We start from the raw sequence: 17,355 nt of genomic DNA, 5'->3' as shown, positions 1-17,355 counted from the left end.
AGTGCCCATCCTCTCATTGCTTGTTTATATTTTATCCTTAATTAATAGAAATATGCAGTTTTTGGAGGTCCTGCAGTTCCCTTTTCGCATCCATCAACCGTTGTAATCCCTTGATATCCGTAGGGTCAAGCTTTTTTGTTGCTTCCTCAATACTATGGTTCTTCACCCGAACAACGGTTTCCTGCAACGCTTTTTCCTGCTCTTTTACGGTTGTCAATTCCTTAATCTTCGTATGGAATAGACTTGCAACCTCCCGGTGTTCTTCTTCATCCGTAAAATGATTCATAATCTTTGCCGGATTTACATCCTGATCTTCATATTGCTGATAAAGGAGTTCTGCCACCGTTCTATATATATCTCCGGTAAAATCTTCCGGAGTTATATACTTTTTAATCTGCTGAAATATGGATTCGTCCTCAATCAACCACGTCAGAAGAATCTTCTGTGACTTGACAATTCCATTTTCCTTACCTTTTTCACGATTCTGTGAAGACTTCGGCCGCTCCACCGGTTTGGCAAGTCCTGTCTGAATTGCCATCTTTCCGACCAGTTTCCGCAAATCTTCAAAACCTACATGATAAGCTTTTGCTACCGCTTCTATGTAATTGTTCCGCTCGATCTCTTCATCAAATTCCGTCAGCTTTTTAGCTGCTTCCTTCATAAAATCTGTCTTTCCCTCTGGAGAATTCATATCATAATTTTTTTCCAGAACTTCCAGGCTGAACATGAATCCATTTCTTGCCTTTTGAATCCGTTCTTCAAAAGCCTCTGCTCCGAGATTTTTAATAAATTCATCTGGATCTTTATATGGCTCCATCCGAATAATTCTGGCTGTGATTCCTACATCCCTTAGAATTGGCACTGCACGAAGCGCAGCCTTTGTTCCAGCTTCATCACTGTCATAAGTAAGGTATACCTCCTGCACATACCGCTTAATCAATGATGCATGTCCCGGAGTCAATGCAGTTCCAAGCGACGCCACTGCATTCGAAAAGCCAGCCTGATGAAGAGAAATCACATCCATATATCCTTCACAGAGCAGAAAATATGGCTTTTTGGAACTTCTGGCCCGATTCAAGCCATATAGATTCCGGCTCTTATCAAAAATCATAGTCTCCGGCGAATTCAGATACTTCGGCTTCGCGTCTCCCATGACTCTGCCGCCAAATCCAATAACTCGATTGTTGACATCCATAATCGGAAACATTACCCGATTCCAGAACTTATCATAAACGCCCTGCCTTTCGTCAACACTGATCAATCCTGCTTTCGCAATCATCTCTGTCTGATAGCCCTTTGATCTTAAATATCGATAGAGATCATCGCTATATTTGTTGGAATATCCCAGTCCAAAAGCCTTAATAGTATCATCACTTAACTTTCTTTTCTTCAGATAATCGAGTGCCTGCGCCCCCTGACTATTCTTCAGCTGAACATAATAATACTGCGCTGCCGCTTTATTGATCTCCAGCAAAATCGCCTTTGTGTCAGCACGTTCTCTTGCCTCTTTGGAATATTCCTGCTCAGGCAGTTCTACTCCTGCCCGGTCTGCCAGATATTTCAATGCTTCTACAAAAGAATAATTTTCATACTCCATTAGAAATGTAAATACGTTCCCTCCGGCGCCACATCCAAAGCAATAATACATCTGCTTCTGTCTGCTTACCGAAAAAGACGGTGATTTTTCATTGTGAAAAGGACAAAGCCCAAAGTATGAACTACCTTTTTTCTGTAGCTTCACATAACTGGAAATTACATCTACAATATCATTTTTTGATCTTACTTCTTCAATTAGTTCATCGGAATAATACATAATTTAAGCCCTCATATATAATATTCGACAAAAGCATCCGATTTCCTTTAAAATTTCCAAGATTCCGGTACAAAATATTCTTCAAATTTTTTTACTGCATATGTATCAGTCATTCCTGCTATATAATCACAGACTACCTGTTCCTCTCCCGCCTCGCCTTTTTCAAGCATATCCAAAAACTGCAGTGGCAAAAGTTCCAAATGGTGAATGTAATATTCATACAGATCCTCCACCATACGAATCGCCTTCTCTTCTTCTCCTTTGGCCTTTGAATTCAAATATACATGCTCAAACATGAATTTACGTAGCCCATTTGACGCTTCCTGAATCTCTTCAGACATACAGATCCTTGGCTGATCCATACTATTGGTAATCACATCATGAATCATTGTATTCAATCGTTTTTTTGTAGTTGCACCCAGAATTTTACGATATTTTTCCGGAATATCTTCTTCTCTTAAAATATTTCCCCGTATCGCATCATCAATGTCATGATTAATATACGCAATCTTATCAGACAACCGTACAATCTGTCCCTCTAGTGTATGCGGTGTTCCACTGGTTTTGTGATTGCGGATTCCATCCCTCACTTCCCAGGTCAGGTTCAGTCCCTGTCCCTCTTTTTCAAGTATTTCTACAACCCGAACGCTCTGCTCCTGATGTTGAAACCCCAAAGAGCAGACCTGATTCAATGCGCGTTCTCCGGCATGACCAAATGGTGTATGGCCCAGATCATGTCCAAGCGCAATTGCTTCTACCAGATCTTCGTTCAGACGAAGTGCTTTTGCAATCGTTCTTGCATTCTGCGAAACCTCCAGCGTATGAGTAAGTCTGGTTCGATAATGATCTCCTTTGGGAAGAAGAAATACTTGTGTCTTTTGTTTTAATCGACGAAACGATTTGCAATGCAGAATCCGATCACGATCTCGTTGAAATACCGGACGAATATCACATTCTTGTTCCGGTCTGTCTCTTCCCACAGAATCCTTACTTAAGGCCGCATATGGGCTCAAATATTCTATTTCCCGAAGTTCTAACTGTTCCCTGATCGTCATGTATCTGCCACCTCTTTATCTCTTTTTTTCCTTTAATCGAGTTTCAATTGCATTCACCACAGTTTCTAATACTTTAATTCTTGCATAATATTTACAATTTCCTTCTACTACAATCCAAGGTGCATTGGGTGTGGAAGTACGAATCAACATTTCATTTACAGCTTCTTCATACTGACTCCATTTTTCTCTGTTACGCCAATCTTCATCCGTTATTTTCCATTGCTTTTCTGGATTCGCCTGTCTTGCTTTAAACCTTCTCTCTTGTTCATCCTTATCAATCTGCATCCAGAATTTTAAGACAATTGCACCTGAATTCGTAAGATCCAATTCCATATCATTTATTTCTTTATAAGCCCTCTGCCATTCCTGTTTTGTGCAGAAACCTTCAATTCGCTCCACCATAACTCTTCCATACCAGGTCCGGTCAAATATCGTTATATGTCCTGCCTTTGGCATATCCGTCCAAAAACGCCATAGATAATGATGTGCTTTTTCTATATCATTTGGAGATGCGGTTGGATGAACCACATATCCTCTTGGATCCATTTTTTCTGTCAGGCGCTTGATTGCCCCTCCCTTTCCTCCAGCATCCCAGCCTTCAAATGCAAGTACTACCGGAATTCTTCTGCGATATAACTCACTGTGAAGCTTTTCTATCTTCTTCTGTAGTTTTTCCAGGCGCTTTTTATACTCCTCTTTTGTATAAGAAAGGCTTAAATCTGCTTTTGCTAGAATTGATTCCTTTAATTTTTTATCTTTTTCCGATTCATTAACCCGGAATTCCTCTTTTTGTCCCCTTTCTTCTGTTTCCTTTTTCACTTTCTGTTCTTTGATTCTTTCTTCCAAAGTCTGGATTACAATTGCATAAATCTTTGCTGTTGCAAACTTCCGATCAGTTGCTTCAACAATGTGCCATGGCGCATATTCTGTATCTGTGCGCATTAGCATCTCCTCATTCATTTTCTGATATTTTTCAAATTCTTTATTTCTCTTTAAATCTCCTTTGCTCACACGCCATGAAGTCTCTTCTGAACTCAACAATTTGTCGAATCTTTTTTTCTGCTCCTTTTTCCCAATTGCCAGAAAAATTTTAATAATTACCATTCCATCTGCAGTTAATTGTTCTTCGAATGAACAAATCGAATGATATGCATCCTCAATTTCTTCTTTCTTCATTTTTTTATCAAAGCGATCCACCAAAACCTTTCGATACCAGCTACTGTCATAGATTGCAATTCTGCCCTTCGCTGGCATCTTTGTCCAGAACCTCCATAAAAAAGGATGCATACGTTCTTCTTCTGTCTCATTCTTCACAGCATATACTTCAAATCCTCTTGGATCAAGTGCCTGAATCAATTGCGCTATCTGCACTCCTTTTCCAGATGCTCCATACCCTTCAAAGGCAATCATAACGGGAATCCCTAACTCTTTGCATTCCCGCTGTAATTTCCCAAGTTTCGATTCATATCCCAACATCTTTTCTTTATATTCCGTCTTACTAAGACTCTTCGTCAAATCTATTTTTTCCAACATATTTTCTCCTCCTTGCACAACCAAGAATGCCAATATTTCTAAGATTTCTAATTCTTTTATTATTATACACTATTTGCCAAATATATATTGGTTTTTCGCAAAATATGGATGTTGTTTTTCTTTTATAATGCTATAATTTTCCTATAAAGGAGTGTTTATATCATGTCAAAAACAAATTTGGGGAAAAATCAGATAACAGAAGGGATTATCTGGAAACAACTATTAATCTTTTTCGTTCCTATTGCAGTTGGAACGTTGTTTCAACAATTATATAATACTGTGGACGCCATCATTGTGGGTAGATTTGTAGGAAAAGAAGCTTTGGCTAGTGTCGGAGGATCAGCTTCGGTCATCTCTTATCAGGTGGTTGCATTTTTTACTGCTCTATCTACTGGTGCAACCGTAATCATCTCACAATTCTATGGTGCATGTGATTCCAGGAATCTTCACAAAGGCTTACATACTTCATACGCCTTTGCAATTATTGTAAGTATCATAATCTCTATTGTCGGATGGTTTTCTACTCCATGGCTCTTAGAAATTATGAACACCCCATCAGATACAATGGACGATTCTGTTTTATATCTAAGAATTTATTTTCTTGGAATTATTGCTACACTAATATACAACATGGGATCTAGTATTATGCGGGCTATTGGTGATTCCAGACGGCCTTTATATTATCTGATCATCTGCTGCGTCCTGAATATAACAATGGATCTTCTTTTTGTGGTTGTATTGAAAATGGGGATTGCTGGTGCCGCTATTGCCACTATCTTGTCTCAGGGGACAAGTGCAATTCTGGTAACGAGATCACTCATGACTTCTTACAATATGCTGAAATTAGAACTTCGTTCCATCCGTCCCACTCTATCAATCCTAAAATCAGAACTTCGCATTGGACTTCCGGGAGGACTTCAGGCTTGCACTTATGGACTTACAAACATGATCATTCAATCTGCCATCAATGGTTTCGGCACCGATACCACTGCTGCATGGGCGGCTTTCGGAAAAATGGATCTCATTTTCTGGGCAATCAGCGGAGCACTGGGCACTTCCGTTACCACCTTCTCCGGACAGAATTATGGTGCAGGGAAAATGAACCGTGTATACAAAAGTGTACGCATAAGCCTTGGAATGTCCCTGGCCATCTGCGGAACAATCCTGGCATGTCTGATGATATTCGCCCGCCCATTATTCCATCTCTTTACCACAGATGAGAATGTCATTGAGATTGGAGTATATATGTTGCTCTATATTGTTCCAAGCTACAGCATCTATATATTTGTAGAGATAATATCCGGTGCCCTTCGCGGTATGGGAGATGTACTGATTCCATCTCTGATAACAATTGGCGGTGTCTGCGGCGTAAGATTGCCTTGGATTTTAATCATGACACCAATCCATCATAGTATATCCACCATTCTGATCAGTTATCCTCTCGCCTGGGCATCCACAGCACTTTTGCTGATTCCCTACTATTTCTATCGCAAGCGGAAGATGAGGCGCAAGACATCCGGGGGATGTCTGCTCTGCGCCGACCGGAGCGAAGCGTAGATCTTGAACCTCGGGTTCAAGGGACGCTTCGGCTCCTAATACAAAAAGGTCCAACCCATAGGGTTGAACCTTTTTGTATTAGGATGCGGAAGATGGGACTTGAACCCACACGACTGCAATAGTCACAAGATCCTTAGTCTTGCTCGTCTGCCAGTTCCGACACTTCCGCAAGTGGCGTCTTTATCAACTGCCCGAAGATTATAATACTACACTATACTACAAAAGTCAACAACTAATTTAACTTTTTTTCTTTAACACATGATGTCTTATGTAATAGAATGTTTTTTCTTCTCCTTCATCTGCCAACATCCTCAATAATGAATGTAACAATCTTGCTGTCTCAGGATGGATCATCTTACCTAGTCTCGCAGCACCTTTCTCATAATACTCCAACGGATGCGAATCCATATAATTCTCGCCTTGATAAGTCTTAGACGCTGCAATCCTGTCTACAAACATTTCTACTACATACTTCACAGGCATCTTAAGCCCAACAATACCTTCTTCTGGATTCACGCTATAATCAATCCAATATTCGTAATGATGTTTATTTCTGCCCTTGTGATGAAGCCATGCCTGCGAATATCCGGTTGCTTCCCGTTCTGCATTATTAGGGCTTCGATTTCCTTGATAATACCAACATCCTACCAAAAATTCTGTTGGCGTATATTTGGACAGATCATGGAGTAATCCTTGTTTATAGAGTCCTACTTTAAAACAACCTTTCATAACCAGCCATTTATGGTGATTAATCGTCTTCAAATGTTGCAAAGCTTTCATATCTCTTTACTTCTCTTTCTTTCATCATCCAATCAATCTTTTCATCAAAAATAACAGGAACAAGTGCATTGGATAGAAAATGTAAAAAAAGTATTTTATTCCTTTTCCTCGTTCTCCATTATATAATGCAATAGGAAACATCGCAATAGCTCCATATCTCTGCAAGTTCCCTTTCCAGAGAAAGTTCCACAAAATTCCCCCTGCCAGTTTCAATCTTTTATTCTGACGAAACAAATAAAAAACCAAAATCAAAAGAATTCCCTTAAAACTATAATCTGTCTTCAAACATACAGCCGCCCACATCACCAATAATACTTCAACCACTTTCGTCGGCCATTCACCTGCCATTTGCAACACATACATCATAAGCACGCCTAAAAGTAAAGTAAAAAAAACATTCTGATGAGTGAATTCCAATATTGTTTCACGAAAAGCAAGGTCATAGGGAATCTCCGAGATTACAGCAAAAGTTCCAAGCCTTATCATATATTGATATAAGTCATGCGTATGAAAAAACCCTTCCACTAACAAAAAGCAAAATATTGGAAAGGACACTCTTCCTATCTCCCTCATCAACATACATTCTGGAAAAAGGACTGCACCCGTATGGTCTATGACCATTGTAATAATTGCAATCCATTTTAATTGATAAGATGTGAGTCTAATTTTCTGTACCAATCTCATGCTATTTCCTGCCTATAACCAGCATAATAGTCCTTTCTGCTACTTCGACCAGTCTCTGATTATCCAAAAGTTCTGGTTCTTCTAAAACTCCTTCACTGGTTGAAGCTATTTTATACCATTTCTTTCCTGACGACAATGCCGGTAAAGCAAATGGATGCTCCTGCCAATGCATATTGTATGCCACAAAGCAGTCGTCTCCTCCGACAGCAGCGCCACTATAATAAACTCCTAATTGCCTGCTGGAAACCTCCGATGGAACTCTCCACGCGCTCTCACCATGATAAGACACATCAGGGACTCCACAACTGACTTGATCAATTCCCCGCATTTCTTCTTCCGGCCAGAACACCGGATATGCTTTTCGTATTTCGATCAATTTCTTTACAAAATCATGCAATTCTTTTTTCTTTTCTAGTTTACTCCAATCTAACCATCCCACTGGATTATCCTGACAATACACATTATTATTGCCTTTTTGTGTATTTTCAAATTCGTCGCCCGCCAGAATACAAGGTGTTCCTTGTGCAAAGAGTAACAAGAAAAATGCATTTTTTATTTGTTGCTGACGTAATTCCAGAACAGCCTTTTTACGAGTCACACCTTCCACACCACAATTCCAACTGTAATTGTATTCCGGACCGTCCTGATTATTTTCTCCATTCGCTTCATTATGTTTTCCATCATAGGATACCAGATCATACAAAGTAAATCCGTTCTGATTCGTAAAATAATTATAAGTTCTGTCTCCCAGAGAATTATGCCGCAGCCAATACATAACTTCAGGAATCATTCCTTCATCACTTTTCAAGAATCGTCGCATCACCGTCTGAAATCCGGTCTGATGTACCATAATCTTTGTTTTCTTCAAAATCGGATCCGCACAGATACCCTCCATGGGTGCCGAAGATGGATTTAGTATGAATCCATCTACATGATATTCCATCATATAATATCTTAGACATTCTTCCATCATCTGTTTTGGAACATTACCAGAAAACGGCATTTCCAACACAACTTCTATTCCTTCTCTATGGCAGGATTTGACCATATCTTTTAATTCATTTACAGCATCTTTTGAATAGGCATAAGCACCCTTTGGTGCAAAACAATAAGCATCCCCATATCCCCAGTAATTACAATATTGAAGATTTTCTTCAAAATCATATACCGGCATACACTGAATCTGGTTGATTCCAAGTTCTTTCAGATAAGGTATTTTTTCAATCACTCCCCGAAATGTCCCTTTGGCCTTTACCTTAGAAGAAGAATGTTTTGTAAATCCTCTTACATGCAGGCTATATGCAATAATACTATGATACGGAAGCTGCAAAGGCGCATCACCTTCCCAGTCATATTCTTTGATATCCAGCTTTCCTCGCACTTCATGCATCTGAACATCTCTTGCCTGCCCCCATTTTTCGCGTCCTGCCAACGCTTTTACATATGGATCAACAACAATCTCCCCATCCATCTCATAGTTATATTCATATTCAGATGGGTCAATATCTTCCAGCGCAATATATCTTACTTCCCCAATCGATTTCTTCATTCCAAAAGACATACAGGGTTTCTTTTCTCCTGCATGGTATAACAATAACTGACACTCCTTCTCCTGTGGTACTGCCACCGAAAAATTCATGGTATTTCCTATCCTCGTAACTCCTAGTGGTAAAGGTCTTCCCTGTATCTCTTTCATGCTTTATCCTTCCTGTCGTCTATATTTTTACTGCCACCCATCTACGCCATACATATCAACGTTATCTTTATCAATCATAAATACATCTTCATAGGTCTCTTCTTCGTATTCATTTCCTTCTAATATGTCAATTCCAACCTGAGCTGCTGTTTTTCCCATATTAATAGGAGATTGTGCTGCTGTTCCTGCTATCTGACTTTCTGATTTCTTCAGCTCCTTCTTTATGTCAGGAGAACCATCTACACCATAGATGATTACCTTGTCAAGTCCCGCCAGATTCACAGCCGTCTTCGCTGCAACTGCCAATTGATCATTTCCACACATAATAGCCATTACATCAGGATATTCATCTACAATCTTTTCCGCAGCATCCAAGGCCTTTTCAAATTCTCCATTCGTATCGGCTCTGGCAACAACTTCAAATCCCTTCTCGGCTTTTGCGATTGCTTCTTCAAATCCTGTAATTCTATCATTAATTGAATTCTGTGTCGGACATTCTAAAATAGCAACTTTTCCTCCATCCGGGCATCTTTCGATCAGATCTTCCCCACAAATATATCCCGCTTTTTCATTATCCGACCCAACATATGCGTCTACATAATCCATCTCTTTTACTTGTGTGTCAACATTAATGATTTTGACATCTGCATCTTTCAGCTTTTCCAAAGATGGAGTAATCGCTTCCCAATCCACCGGGCAAAGGAAAATAGCATCAATGCCTTCCTCTATCATCTCTTCAATCTGGGTTGCCTGAAGTTCTGGATCCGATCCCGGGTCTTTCGTGATCATCTGATATCCTTCATCTTCAATAGCTTCTCTCATTGCTGCCTCCAGCGTTATAAAATATGGATTTTCCATATCGATTGCCGTAAAGCCAAATACATATGTATCTTCTTCTGTCTCTTCACTATCCTGTGTCTCTTCCGTAACAGCATTGTCCTCCGGAGTACCTACATTCTTCTTGCAGGCGGACAATGCGAAAATGCATATGAGCATCACTGATAATACTCTTAACATTCTCTTTCTCATCATAATAGTTTTCCTCCTTATGCATATGTTCGCATATTTAATATACATTTTACAACATTTTTACTTGTTTGGCTACTGTTTTCATTTTCTTGTATTTCCTCCAAAACATCCTTGCATTTTGCATGCTCCTTTGGTACAGTTAAAGTATCTATAAATAAAGGAGATTATGCTATGGATGAATACATGACAGTTGAGCTTACTCTCGACAACGATGAAGTCGTTGAATGTGCCATTCTAACATTATTTGAAGCGAGCGGCAAAGAATACATCGCTCTTCTTCCTCTTAATGAAAATGGCGAGACAGAAGACGGCGATGTATATCTTTACCGTTATATTGAAAACGAAAGCGGCGAACCAGAGCTTGAGAATATCGAAGATGATGACGAATATGAAATTGCTGCTGACGCTTTTGACGAATGGATGGATACACAGGAATTTGAAGAGTTAGACGACGAGGAGTAGTTCCTCGACAAAACGGGAAGGATTGATATCCTTTCCGTTTTTTTCTTTTACATAACTAATAATCAGCTTTCTTTTGGCACGTGTCATAGCTACATAAAATAATCTTCGTTCTTCTTCTATATCATCAGGAGTCTTTGCTTTCTTATATGGTATACTTCCTTCATTACTTTCAATAATAAAAACAGAGTCATACTCCAGCCCTTTGGCCCCATGGATTGTCATGAGAGCAACACCCTCTTTACTCTCTTTTTTTTCTCTCTGCTTTTCCAACATCTCCCGATAATTATCTACATGAACAAACCATTCTCTGATAGTCTGAAACTCTCTGGAATTCTGTTGTATCTCATCCAGAACATTCATGATTTCCTCTAAGGATATCTTTCTATATGCGGCGTATTCTTTTAAGAATTCATCATATCCTATACTTTTTCGAATATATTGAATCGCAGCAAATGGCGTCTTATTCTGAATCATCTTCATATCCCATTCCAACTGGTCAATTCGATCCATCATCCAATCCTTATCACAATAGAAATTTCGTAATGATTCATAACTAATTTTATCCCCACTTAAGCTGTCACGACCAATATAACGTTTTGGACGGTTGGCAACCTGAAGAAAATATTTTCGGTCATAATCTCCTTGTGACAAATGGAAATAACTACTGATATCGATCCCTACAAAATGATCATAAATATTATTCAGATATTCTTTCATCGTAAAAGGTATCTGATACTCCATCAGTGTTTCAGAAAGCGCCCTTGCATCTAAATTCGTCCGATACAACACAGCAATCTGATGATAAGGAATCCCCTGGGCAACATACTCTTTTATCTTCTCCAACACATATTTACTCTCTTCAACCGGATCTTTTACCTCCTGAACATGTATAGTCTCTCCCGGTTTTTTCTTGGAAATGATTTCTTTCTCATAACGTTCCTGATTATGTGCAATAACGCGCAATGCACCTCTTACGATATGCGCGGTTGAACGATAATTAATATTTAAAAGGATTTGTTTCGATTCTGGATAATTTTTTCGGAATTCCATCATGATACCAGGTTTTGCACCTCTGAATCCATAGATAGACTGGTCATCGTCGCCTACCACAAACAAATTATTTTCCGGTTCAGCAAGCATCCTGACAACATCGTACTGCGCCTGATTTACATCTTGAAATTCATCCACAAGAATATAACGGAATTTTTTCTGCCATTTCTCTAAGATATCTGGCCGACTTCGAAAAAGATCCCGACACATCACCAGCATATCTTCAAAATCAATTTTTCTTAATTTTCTTTTTTCTTTCTCATATGACTGATACAGTTCCCGAAATCTGTTCGTCCCATAACGAGAAGATTCATAGAATTGAATATCATAACAATTATTTTTCACATTTCCTATTTCTATTGCCAATTCTTCAAGAATATCTTTCTCCTCTTCCGCATCTGATATTTCTCCCCAATCCATAGATACCGCAATTTGCTTAATGAGCTGAATCTTTTCTTCCTCCAACAATAAATTAGCCTGATTCAGTCCATAGGCCCACTTCAAAATTCCGTAATAAATCCCATGAAATGTACCAAAAGTCACCGGTACCCCTGATGTTCCTATAATTTGTCGGAAACGGTTCTTCATCTCATTTGCAGCATACTTTGTAAAGGTAATGACCAGAATTTCTTCTGGTCTTACCTTATACTTTGTAATCAGATATTCTATTCTTTTCGCTATGGTAAGAGTTTTCCCGGAACCGGGACCGGCAAGAACCATACATGGTCCATTCTTATGGGCGACCGCCTCAGCCTGAGCCTGATTTAAACTCATAGATTCACCTTATTTGCTTAATAACTCAATTCCTTTCCTGATTCTCTTAAGAGATTCTTCTTTTCCAAGGATTTCCATAATCTCTGTTGCTCCGCCAGGAGTACTCTGCTTTCCAGATACTGCCGTTCTGACTGGCCACATCACAAAACCTGTCTTCACACCTTTTTCATCCACATAACCTTTTAATGTGGCAAAGAGAGCATCATTGCTAAAGTCCTCCTGCTCTTCAAGAATCGGAAGAATCTCCTGAAGGACCTCAAGTGAATTTTCTTCATTGGTTTTCATCTTTTTATGGCAATACATAGTAGTGTCATAATCCGGCAACTCTTCAAAGAAGTCAATCTGTTCTTTAATATCTGGGAAAATTTCGATTCTAGTCTTTACCAGAGCTGCTATTTTCTTCAGATCATAATCTTTTGTCACAACTTCTCTGATATATGGTTCTGCCATATGATAAAATTTATCAAAATCCATGGATTTTAAATATTCACCATTCATCCATTTTAATTTCACGATATCAAACACCGCCGGCGACTTACTCATATGATGATAATCGAATTCCTTCACCAATTCTTCCAACGAGAATATCTCCTGATTGCCAGATGGACACCATCCCAACAATGCAACATAATTCACAACTGCTTCTGTAACAAATCCCTGATTGATCAAATCCTCATATGAAGAATGTCCACAACGCTTGCTCAGTTTTTTATGATTCTCATCAGTAATTAATGGACAATGTACATATGTTGGAATCTCCCATCCAAACGCCTCATAAATCTTGTTATATTTCGGCGCAGATGACAAATATTCATTCCCACGTACAACATGCGTAATTCCCATCAAATGATCATCAATAACATTAGCAAAATTATATGTCGGATAGCCGTCTGATTTGATCAAGATCAAATCTTCTAATTCCTCATTTGGAACTGTAATGTCACCATAAATATCATCATGGAAAGTTGTTGTCCCCTCCGTCGGCATATTAAACCGAATAACGTACGGCTTACCGGCTGCCAGATTCGCTTCTACTTCCTCCTTGCTTAATCCCAGACAATGCTTATCATATACAACAATTTCTGTTCCACCATCAGCAGAAACACTGCTCTTTAATGAATCCAGTCTCTCTTTGTCACAAAAGCAATAATATGCATCTCCCTGTTCGATCAACTGCTTGGCATATTTCAGATAAAGACCTGATGCATTACGTTCACTCTGCACATATGGACCTACTCCTCCATCTTTATCCGGGCCCTCATCATGAATCAAGCCTGTCTCCGCTAATGTATGATAAATGATCTCCAACGCACCGTCTACAAAACGCTCCTGATCCGTATCTTCAATCCTCAGCATGAAATCTCCACCTTCATGCTTTGCAATCAAATAAGCGTATAGCGCTGTTCTTAAATTTCCTACATGCATTCTCCCTGTAGGACTTGGTGCAAATCTTGTTCTTACTTTACTCATGGTTATCTTCCTAATTCCTTTCGTATTTTTTCTAATGTATCATCTACTCTTGCATGAATTACAATATCTGCATATTTATCAGAAAAATGAGGCTCTTCATTTACTAAAATCAGCTTACTTCCATCGTAATAATCTATCAGCTGACTACAGAGATATGAATTGAGATTCGTTCCAAGCACCAGCAATACATCTGCTTTCTGAATCTCTTCTGCCGCTTTTGTAATAACTACATTGTCTACCATCTCACCAAACAAACATACCTTAGGACGAATTGGCGTATTACAATGCTCACACAACGGAACTCTGGCAGAATCTCTGACATATTCCATAGAATACTTGCGTCCACAATGCGGACAATAATTATCATATACACTACCATGCAGATTAATTACATTCTTACAACCAGCTCTTCCAGGAAGGCCAAAAATACGCCTGGTAATAATTGACTGAAACAAACCTGCTTTTTCCAATTCCGCCATCTCATAAAACCCTTTTCCTGGCGGTTTATCTAAATGACTTAACAACTCATTTCGATAAAACTCAAAAAATTGATCTTTTCGGGTGGAGTAAAATGCGCTCGAAAACAATTCTTCACAAGAATATCCGTATTTTAACTCAATATCATAAGACTCATCTCCGTCTCGAATTGCCGGATAATCACTCTCGATCAACATACCAAAACCACTTAAAACAGTAGTATACTTGCTTTCTTGCAATATCTTCAGTAAAGTTCTTTCCAACATGTAGCATCCCTCCCTCTTATTACATAACCTGGAATACATACTTATTGTAGCACAACCCTTTAACTTCCATCAACCTTTTCTAAGCCGTCTGAATTTTCTTTCTCTCCAATAATTCGCCTGAAATACTTCTCGTGGTATAGATACAATCAAGACAATTCCCAGTACCATGGCAAATGCAATTTTCAAAGATTCCATCCCTTTCTGTACTGCCAGTCCCAACTGATTAGTCACCAAATAATAAGCTGTAAAATATACTCCTGCTCCCGGTACCATTGGAAAAATTCCTGATACAAGAAATATCGTAATTGGACATTTCATCTTAACTGTCAGCATTCTCGAAATCAAGACTACCACCAGTGTTCCAAAAAATGAAGCTACTGCCGGAGAAGAATATTCATGAGCAATCAGATACATAAGCCACCCGGCAGCTCCCGTCATTCCGCAGCATAGATAAAAACGCTTGGGAACATTAAACAATATAGCATATCCAATAGTCCCCATAAAAGCACACAATATATTAATCAGAATCCCCATTATATCATAAGTCCTCCTCCCATGTTATTGTAAATACTGAGCGTCAATCCTACACCTACTGCTATATAAACAAACGTTAGCAACGCATCAATCATACGCACTGTCCCGGACAGAAAATCACTGTCCGCTATGTCTCGTATTGCATTCACAAATGCCAGTCCCGGAACCAACGGCATGATTGAACCGATAATCATTCCTTCCAATCTGACTCCCCCTAGAAAAGGAAGATGAATCGCAATGATTGCCATCAAAGTAATAATCGCTCCTCCCACAATATTCACGATCATCTTAGACATATTATGTTTCTTTCCAACCAATACCCATAAATACAACAGACATCCAATGCAGAACGCAATCACACTCTCTCGCAGCGTAGCTCCTAATAAATATCCAAAAAATCCACTGCCAATACCAGCCGCAAGCACTTGAAAATACCACTTCTTAGCAGGCATTTTATCAATCACTTTCAAACGTTCAGATGCTTCATCTATTCCTACATTCCCAGCAGTAATCTCTCGAGACAAATCATTAACTTCTGCCACAATTCCAAGATGCGAAGCAGACAAAGGTACCTGCTTTACCTTTGTATATGCCTCTTCCATATCATTTTCCGCAGTGACAAAGATTGCATGGCTCAAGGTAAAAATATCAACTTGATCAACATGAAAACGATTACAGATTCTGGTAATTGTCTCTTCCACACGAAATATCTCCGCTCCATTTTTCAAAAGAATTCTTCCAGCTTCCAGAGCAAGATCGACAACTTTCTTAACATTTACTTCCGACTCAAGCTGCTTCTTCAAATAAATCATATCTGTGAGCATAATACCATCTTCATAAATCGGTTTTTTATAATTCTTTACAAAAAAATCAACAATAATATGGGAATTAACAAATCCACATTTTTTATAAAAATCTAACGTCTTCTGACAATTACCTGTTCCTACATACATAGTGTCGCACTGCGCACTATAATGCTCACACAGAAAAAGTATCATATTTTTCCCATAGCCTTTTCCCTGGTCTTCTTCTCTGGTCGCTATGTTCTTCAATTCACATTTACGATTTTTCAACAGCATTACCACACAGACTGTCTTGACCTCCCCATGCTCCTTCAATATAAACATCTCGCCCTCATCCAGATACTTCTCGATCATCTGTTCTTCCGGGTCAGCCATCAGCAACATATCCATGTATTTTTTCTTATTGTCTACAACCTGTTGAATATTCATTTTTGCACCTCTATCAATTAATCCAACTTATTATAGCACCTACATTCTGAAAATTATAGTATAATTTTACATAGTTTTAGGGATGCTTTCTGAGTTCTTCTCAAATAACATCCCTAATCTCTATCTTCCTGCCGGATAACAGAATACTTCTCCTGTTTTCAAATATAAGATTCCGCAAGAACTATAATAATTTGGATTTCCTTCTGCTACTTCTATGTAGAATAGTGACGTTAGATTATCAAATGCACCTGGCTCTATGTAAGTAATATTCCCCGGAATATAGATTTCCATTGTCTCTGCTTCCAATCCTTCGGCCACAGATTTCGCAATTCCAGTACATTTATTGTTATTTGGAAATGCCAAAACTCCATCGGCAACCGGCATATCTTCGTACCCAACAATCAAGCCATTCTCATCACACAAGAAACCATTAATATTGATGTAACTGTTACTTACGTCTCCCTCTTCTTCTGGTATTTCATCCAAAATTCCCACTGGAAGAGCTTCATCTGGCAGTGATTCCTGATAGCTTTTTTCAACAGAATTTGTCGATATTGCAGTGGGTTTTACTGATATTTTAGGTATTTCACTAATATTCAGATTTACCACATCTGCAAATCTTGGCGAACCAGTGTGTGTCTGTTCTCTGATAACCATTGAAATTTTATTCGTTGACATTGCATCTACAGCATGCGTCATCGTACTATTCATTCCTTCGACCGTTGGAAGTTCTGCGCAGACTTGTGCCTGATTCATTACCCCAACAGTTAAAGCACTCCAAAATAAAATACTGATAATTGCACTTATTATTCTCTTCCATGGAACATAAATTTGAATGCCTGGATATCTTAATTTCAAAACCGCTTCCATAACTATTAACACCTCACGGTTTTATTATAAATCCATCTGTCCCTAAAAAGAAAGTGGCATCTTGACACATCAA

The 17,355-nt window shown here is 38.9% G+C and carries 15 protein-coding genes and 1 tRNA gene; 2 read left to right on the top strand and 14 right to left on the bottom strand.

The window, feature by feature from the left end; all coding sequences use genetic code 11:
• Positions 1 to 37: 37 nt before the first annotated feature.
• Genes dnaG through pap form a run of 3 tightly spaced genes read right to left on the bottom strand, consistent with a single transcriptional unit; the run spans position 38 to position 4,401 of the window.
• On the bottom strand, positions 38 to 1,813 hold the full coding sequence (dnaG, locus tag ACQRD1_RS07360; RefSeq protein WP_235231865.1) for a DNA primase: 1,776 nt from the start codon (positions 1,811 to 1,813) through the stop codon (positions 38 to 40).
• Between the two features lie 47 nt (positions 1,814 to 1,860).
• Complete coding sequence (locus tag ACQRD1_RS07355; protein ID WP_235231864.1) at positions 1,861 to 2,868, bottom strand: deoxyguanosinetriphosphate triphosphohydrolase; 1,008 nt, start codon at positions 2,866 to 2,868, stop codon at positions 1,861 to 1,863.
• Positions 2,869 to 2,883: 15 nt separating this feature from the next.
• A complete protein-coding gene (gene pap / locus ACQRD1_RS07350) occupies positions 2,884 to 4,401 on the bottom strand; it encodes a polyphosphate:AMP phosphotransferase (RefSeq protein ID WP_427742221.1) in 1,518 nt (505 codons plus the stop codon).
• A gap of 162 nt (positions 4,402 to 4,563) precedes the next feature.
• On the opposite strand from pap, the gene ACQRD1_RS07345 reads away from it, so the two are divergent.
• Positions 4,564 to 5,958, top strand: coding sequence for an MATE family efflux transporter (locus ACQRD1_RS07345; RefSeq protein WP_347375856.1), 1,395 nt, complete (start codon positions 4,564 to 4,566; stop codon positions 5,956 to 5,958).
• An 84-nt stretch (positions 5,959 to 6,042) separates the two neighbouring features.
• Here ACQRD1_RS07345 and ACQRD1_RS07340 read toward each other — a convergent pair.
• The 5 genes from ACQRD1_RS07340 to ACQRD1_RS07320 form a co-directional block, all read right to left on the bottom strand.
• A tRNA-Leu gene (locus ACQRD1_RS07340) sits at positions 6,043 to 6,127 on the bottom strand.
• A 68-nt stretch (positions 6,128 to 6,195) separates the two neighbouring features.
• Positions 6,196 to 6,738: a DUF5662 family protein gene (locus ACQRD1_RS07335; RefSeq protein ID WP_235231861.1), complete on the bottom strand. Its 543-nt coding sequence runs from the start codon at positions 6,736 to 6,738 to the stop codon at positions 6,196 to 6,198.
• A gap of 24 nt (positions 6,739 to 6,762) precedes the next feature.
• Complete coding sequence (locus ACQRD1_RS07330) at positions 6,763 to 7,422, bottom strand: TraX family protein (RefSeq protein ID WP_235231860.1); 660 nt, start codon at positions 7,420 to 7,422, stop codon at positions 6,763 to 6,765.
• A gap of 1 nt (position 7,423) precedes the next feature.
• Positions 7,424 to 9,118 carry an alpha-amylase family glycosyl hydrolase gene (locus ACQRD1_RS07325; protein ID WP_235231859.1) on the bottom strand — a complete coding sequence of 565 codons (1,695 nt, stop codon included), beginning with the start codon at positions 9,116 to 9,118 and terminating at the stop codon, positions 7,424 to 7,426.
• A 27-nt stretch (positions 9,119 to 9,145) separates the two neighbouring features.
• Positions 9,146 to 10,150, bottom strand: a complete 1,005-nt coding sequence (locus tag ACQRD1_RS07320; RefSeq protein ID WP_235231858.1) for a sugar ABC transporter substrate-binding protein — start codon at positions 10,148 to 10,150, stop codon at positions 9,146 to 9,148.
• Positions 10,151 to 10,318: 168 nt separating this feature from the next.
• On the opposite strand from ACQRD1_RS07320, the gene ACQRD1_RS07315 reads away from it, so the two are divergent.
• Entirely contained in the window at positions 10,319 to 10,609 is a 291-nt protein-coding gene (locus tag ACQRD1_RS07315; RefSeq protein WP_235231857.1) for a DUF1292 domain-containing protein, read from the top strand.
• Here ACQRD1_RS07315 and ACQRD1_RS07310 read toward each other — a convergent pair.
• From ACQRD1_RS07310 to ACQRD1_RS07285, 6 genes are all read right to left on the bottom strand, one after another.
• Positions 10,592 to 12,433, bottom strand: a complete 1,842-nt coding sequence (locus tag ACQRD1_RS07310) for an ATP-dependent helicase (RefSeq protein WP_235231856.1) — start codon at positions 12,431 to 12,433, stop codon at positions 10,592 to 10,594. The two genes, ACQRD1_RS07315 and ACQRD1_RS07310, sit on opposite strands and share 18 nt — an antisense overlap.
• 9 nt (positions 12,434 to 12,442) lie before the next feature.
• Entirely contained in the window at positions 12,443 to 13,903 is a 1,461-nt protein-coding gene (gene gltX, locus ACQRD1_RS07305) for a glutamate--tRNA ligase (protein WP_235231855.1), read from the bottom strand.
• 2 nt (positions 13,904 to 13,905) lie between these two features.
• A complete protein-coding gene (locus ACQRD1_RS07300; protein WP_235231854.1) occupies positions 13,906 to 14,646 on the bottom strand; it encodes an SIR2 family NAD-dependent protein deacylase in 741 nt (246 codons plus the stop codon).
• A gap of 69 nt (positions 14,647 to 14,715) precedes the next feature.
• Positions 14,716 to 15,180 carry a threonine/serine exporter family protein gene (locus ACQRD1_RS07295; protein WP_235231853.1) on the bottom strand — a complete coding sequence of 155 codons (465 nt, stop codon included), beginning with the start codon at positions 15,178 to 15,180 and terminating at the stop codon, positions 14,716 to 14,718.
• Positions 15,180 to 16,412, bottom strand: a complete 1,233-nt coding sequence (locus ACQRD1_RS07290) for a GNAT family N-acetyltransferase (RefSeq protein ID WP_235231852.1) — start codon at positions 16,410 to 16,412, stop codon at positions 15,180 to 15,182. Before ACQRD1_RS07290 ends, ACQRD1_RS07295 begins: the two co-directional genes overlap by 1 nt.
• Positions 16,413 to 16,532: 120 nt before the next feature.
• Positions 16,533 to 17,282, bottom strand: coding sequence for a hypothetical protein (locus tag ACQRD1_RS07285; RefSeq protein WP_235231851.1), 750 nt, complete (start codon positions 17,280 to 17,282; stop codon positions 16,533 to 16,535).
• Positions 17,283 to 17,355 lie beyond the last annotated feature (73 nt).

The sequence above is a fragment of the Bariatricus sp. SGI.019 genome, assembly GCF_050315235.1.
Taxonomy (GTDB): Bacteria; Bacillota; Clostridia; order Lachnospirales; family Lachnospiraceae; genus JAFBIX01.
The sequence above is the reverse complement of the archived record's forward strand: the minus strand, read 5'-3'. Positions and strand labels throughout refer to the sequence as shown.

Excerpts from the sequence above, each read along its gene's own strand:
- ACQRD1_RS07325 (WP_235231859.1), bottom strand. The coding sequence starts at position 9,118 with ATGAAAGAGATACAGGGAAGACCTTTACCACTAGGAGTTACGAGGATA.
- pap (WP_427742221.1), bottom strand. The coding sequence starts at position 4,401 with ATGTTGGAAAAAATAGATTTGACGAAGAGTCTTAGTAAGACGGAATAT.
- ACQRD1_RS07345 (WP_347375856.1), top strand. The coding sequence starts at position 4,564 with ATGTCAAAAACAAATTTGGGGAAAAATCAGATAACAGAAGGGATTATC.
- ACQRD1_RS07290 (WP_235231852.1), bottom strand. The coding sequence starts at position 16,412 with ATGAATATTCAACAGGTTGTAGACAATAAGAAAAAATACATGGATATG.
- ACQRD1_RS07300 (WP_235231854.1), bottom strand. The coding sequence starts at position 14,646 with ATGTTGGAAAGAACTTTACTGAAGATATTGCAAGAAAGCAAGTATACT.
- ACQRD1_RS07310 (WP_235231856.1), bottom strand. The coding sequence starts at position 12,433 with ATGAGTTTAAATCAGGCTCAGGCTGAGGCGGTCGCCCATAAGAATGGA.
- ACQRD1_RS07315 (WP_235231857.1), top strand. The coding sequence starts at position 10,319 with ATGGATGAATACATGACAGTTGAGCTTACTCTCGACAACGATGAAGTC.
- ACQRD1_RS07330 (WP_235231860.1), bottom strand. The coding sequence starts at position 7,422 with ATGAGATTGGTACAGAAAATTAGACTCACATCTTATCAATTAAAATGG.
- ACQRD1_RS07320 (WP_235231858.1), bottom strand. The coding sequence starts at position 10,150 with ATGATGAGAAAGAGAATGTTAAGAGTATTATCAGTGATGCTCATATGC.
- dnaG (WP_235231865.1), bottom strand. The coding sequence starts at position 1,813 with ATGTATTATTCCGATGAACTAATTGAAGAAGTAAGATCAAAAAATGAT.
- ACQRD1_RS07335 (WP_235231861.1), bottom strand. The coding sequence starts at position 6,738 with ATGAAAGCTTTGCAACATTTGAAGACGATTAATCACCATAAATGGCTG.
- ACQRD1_RS07285 (WP_235231851.1), bottom strand. The coding sequence starts at position 17,282 with ATGGAAGCGGTTTTGAAATTAAGATATCCAGGCATTCAAATTTATGTT.
- ACQRD1_RS07355 (WP_235231864.1), bottom strand. The coding sequence starts at position 2,868 with ATGACGATCAGGGAACAGTTAGAACTTCGGGAAATAGAATATTTGAGC.
- ACQRD1_RS07295 (WP_235231853.1), bottom strand. The coding sequence starts at position 15,180 with ATGGGGATTCTGATTAATATATTGTGTGCTTTTATGGGGACTATTGGA.
- gltX (WP_235231855.1), bottom strand. The coding sequence starts at position 13,903 with ATGAGTAAAGTAAGAACAAGATTTGCACCAAGTCCTACAGGGAGAATG.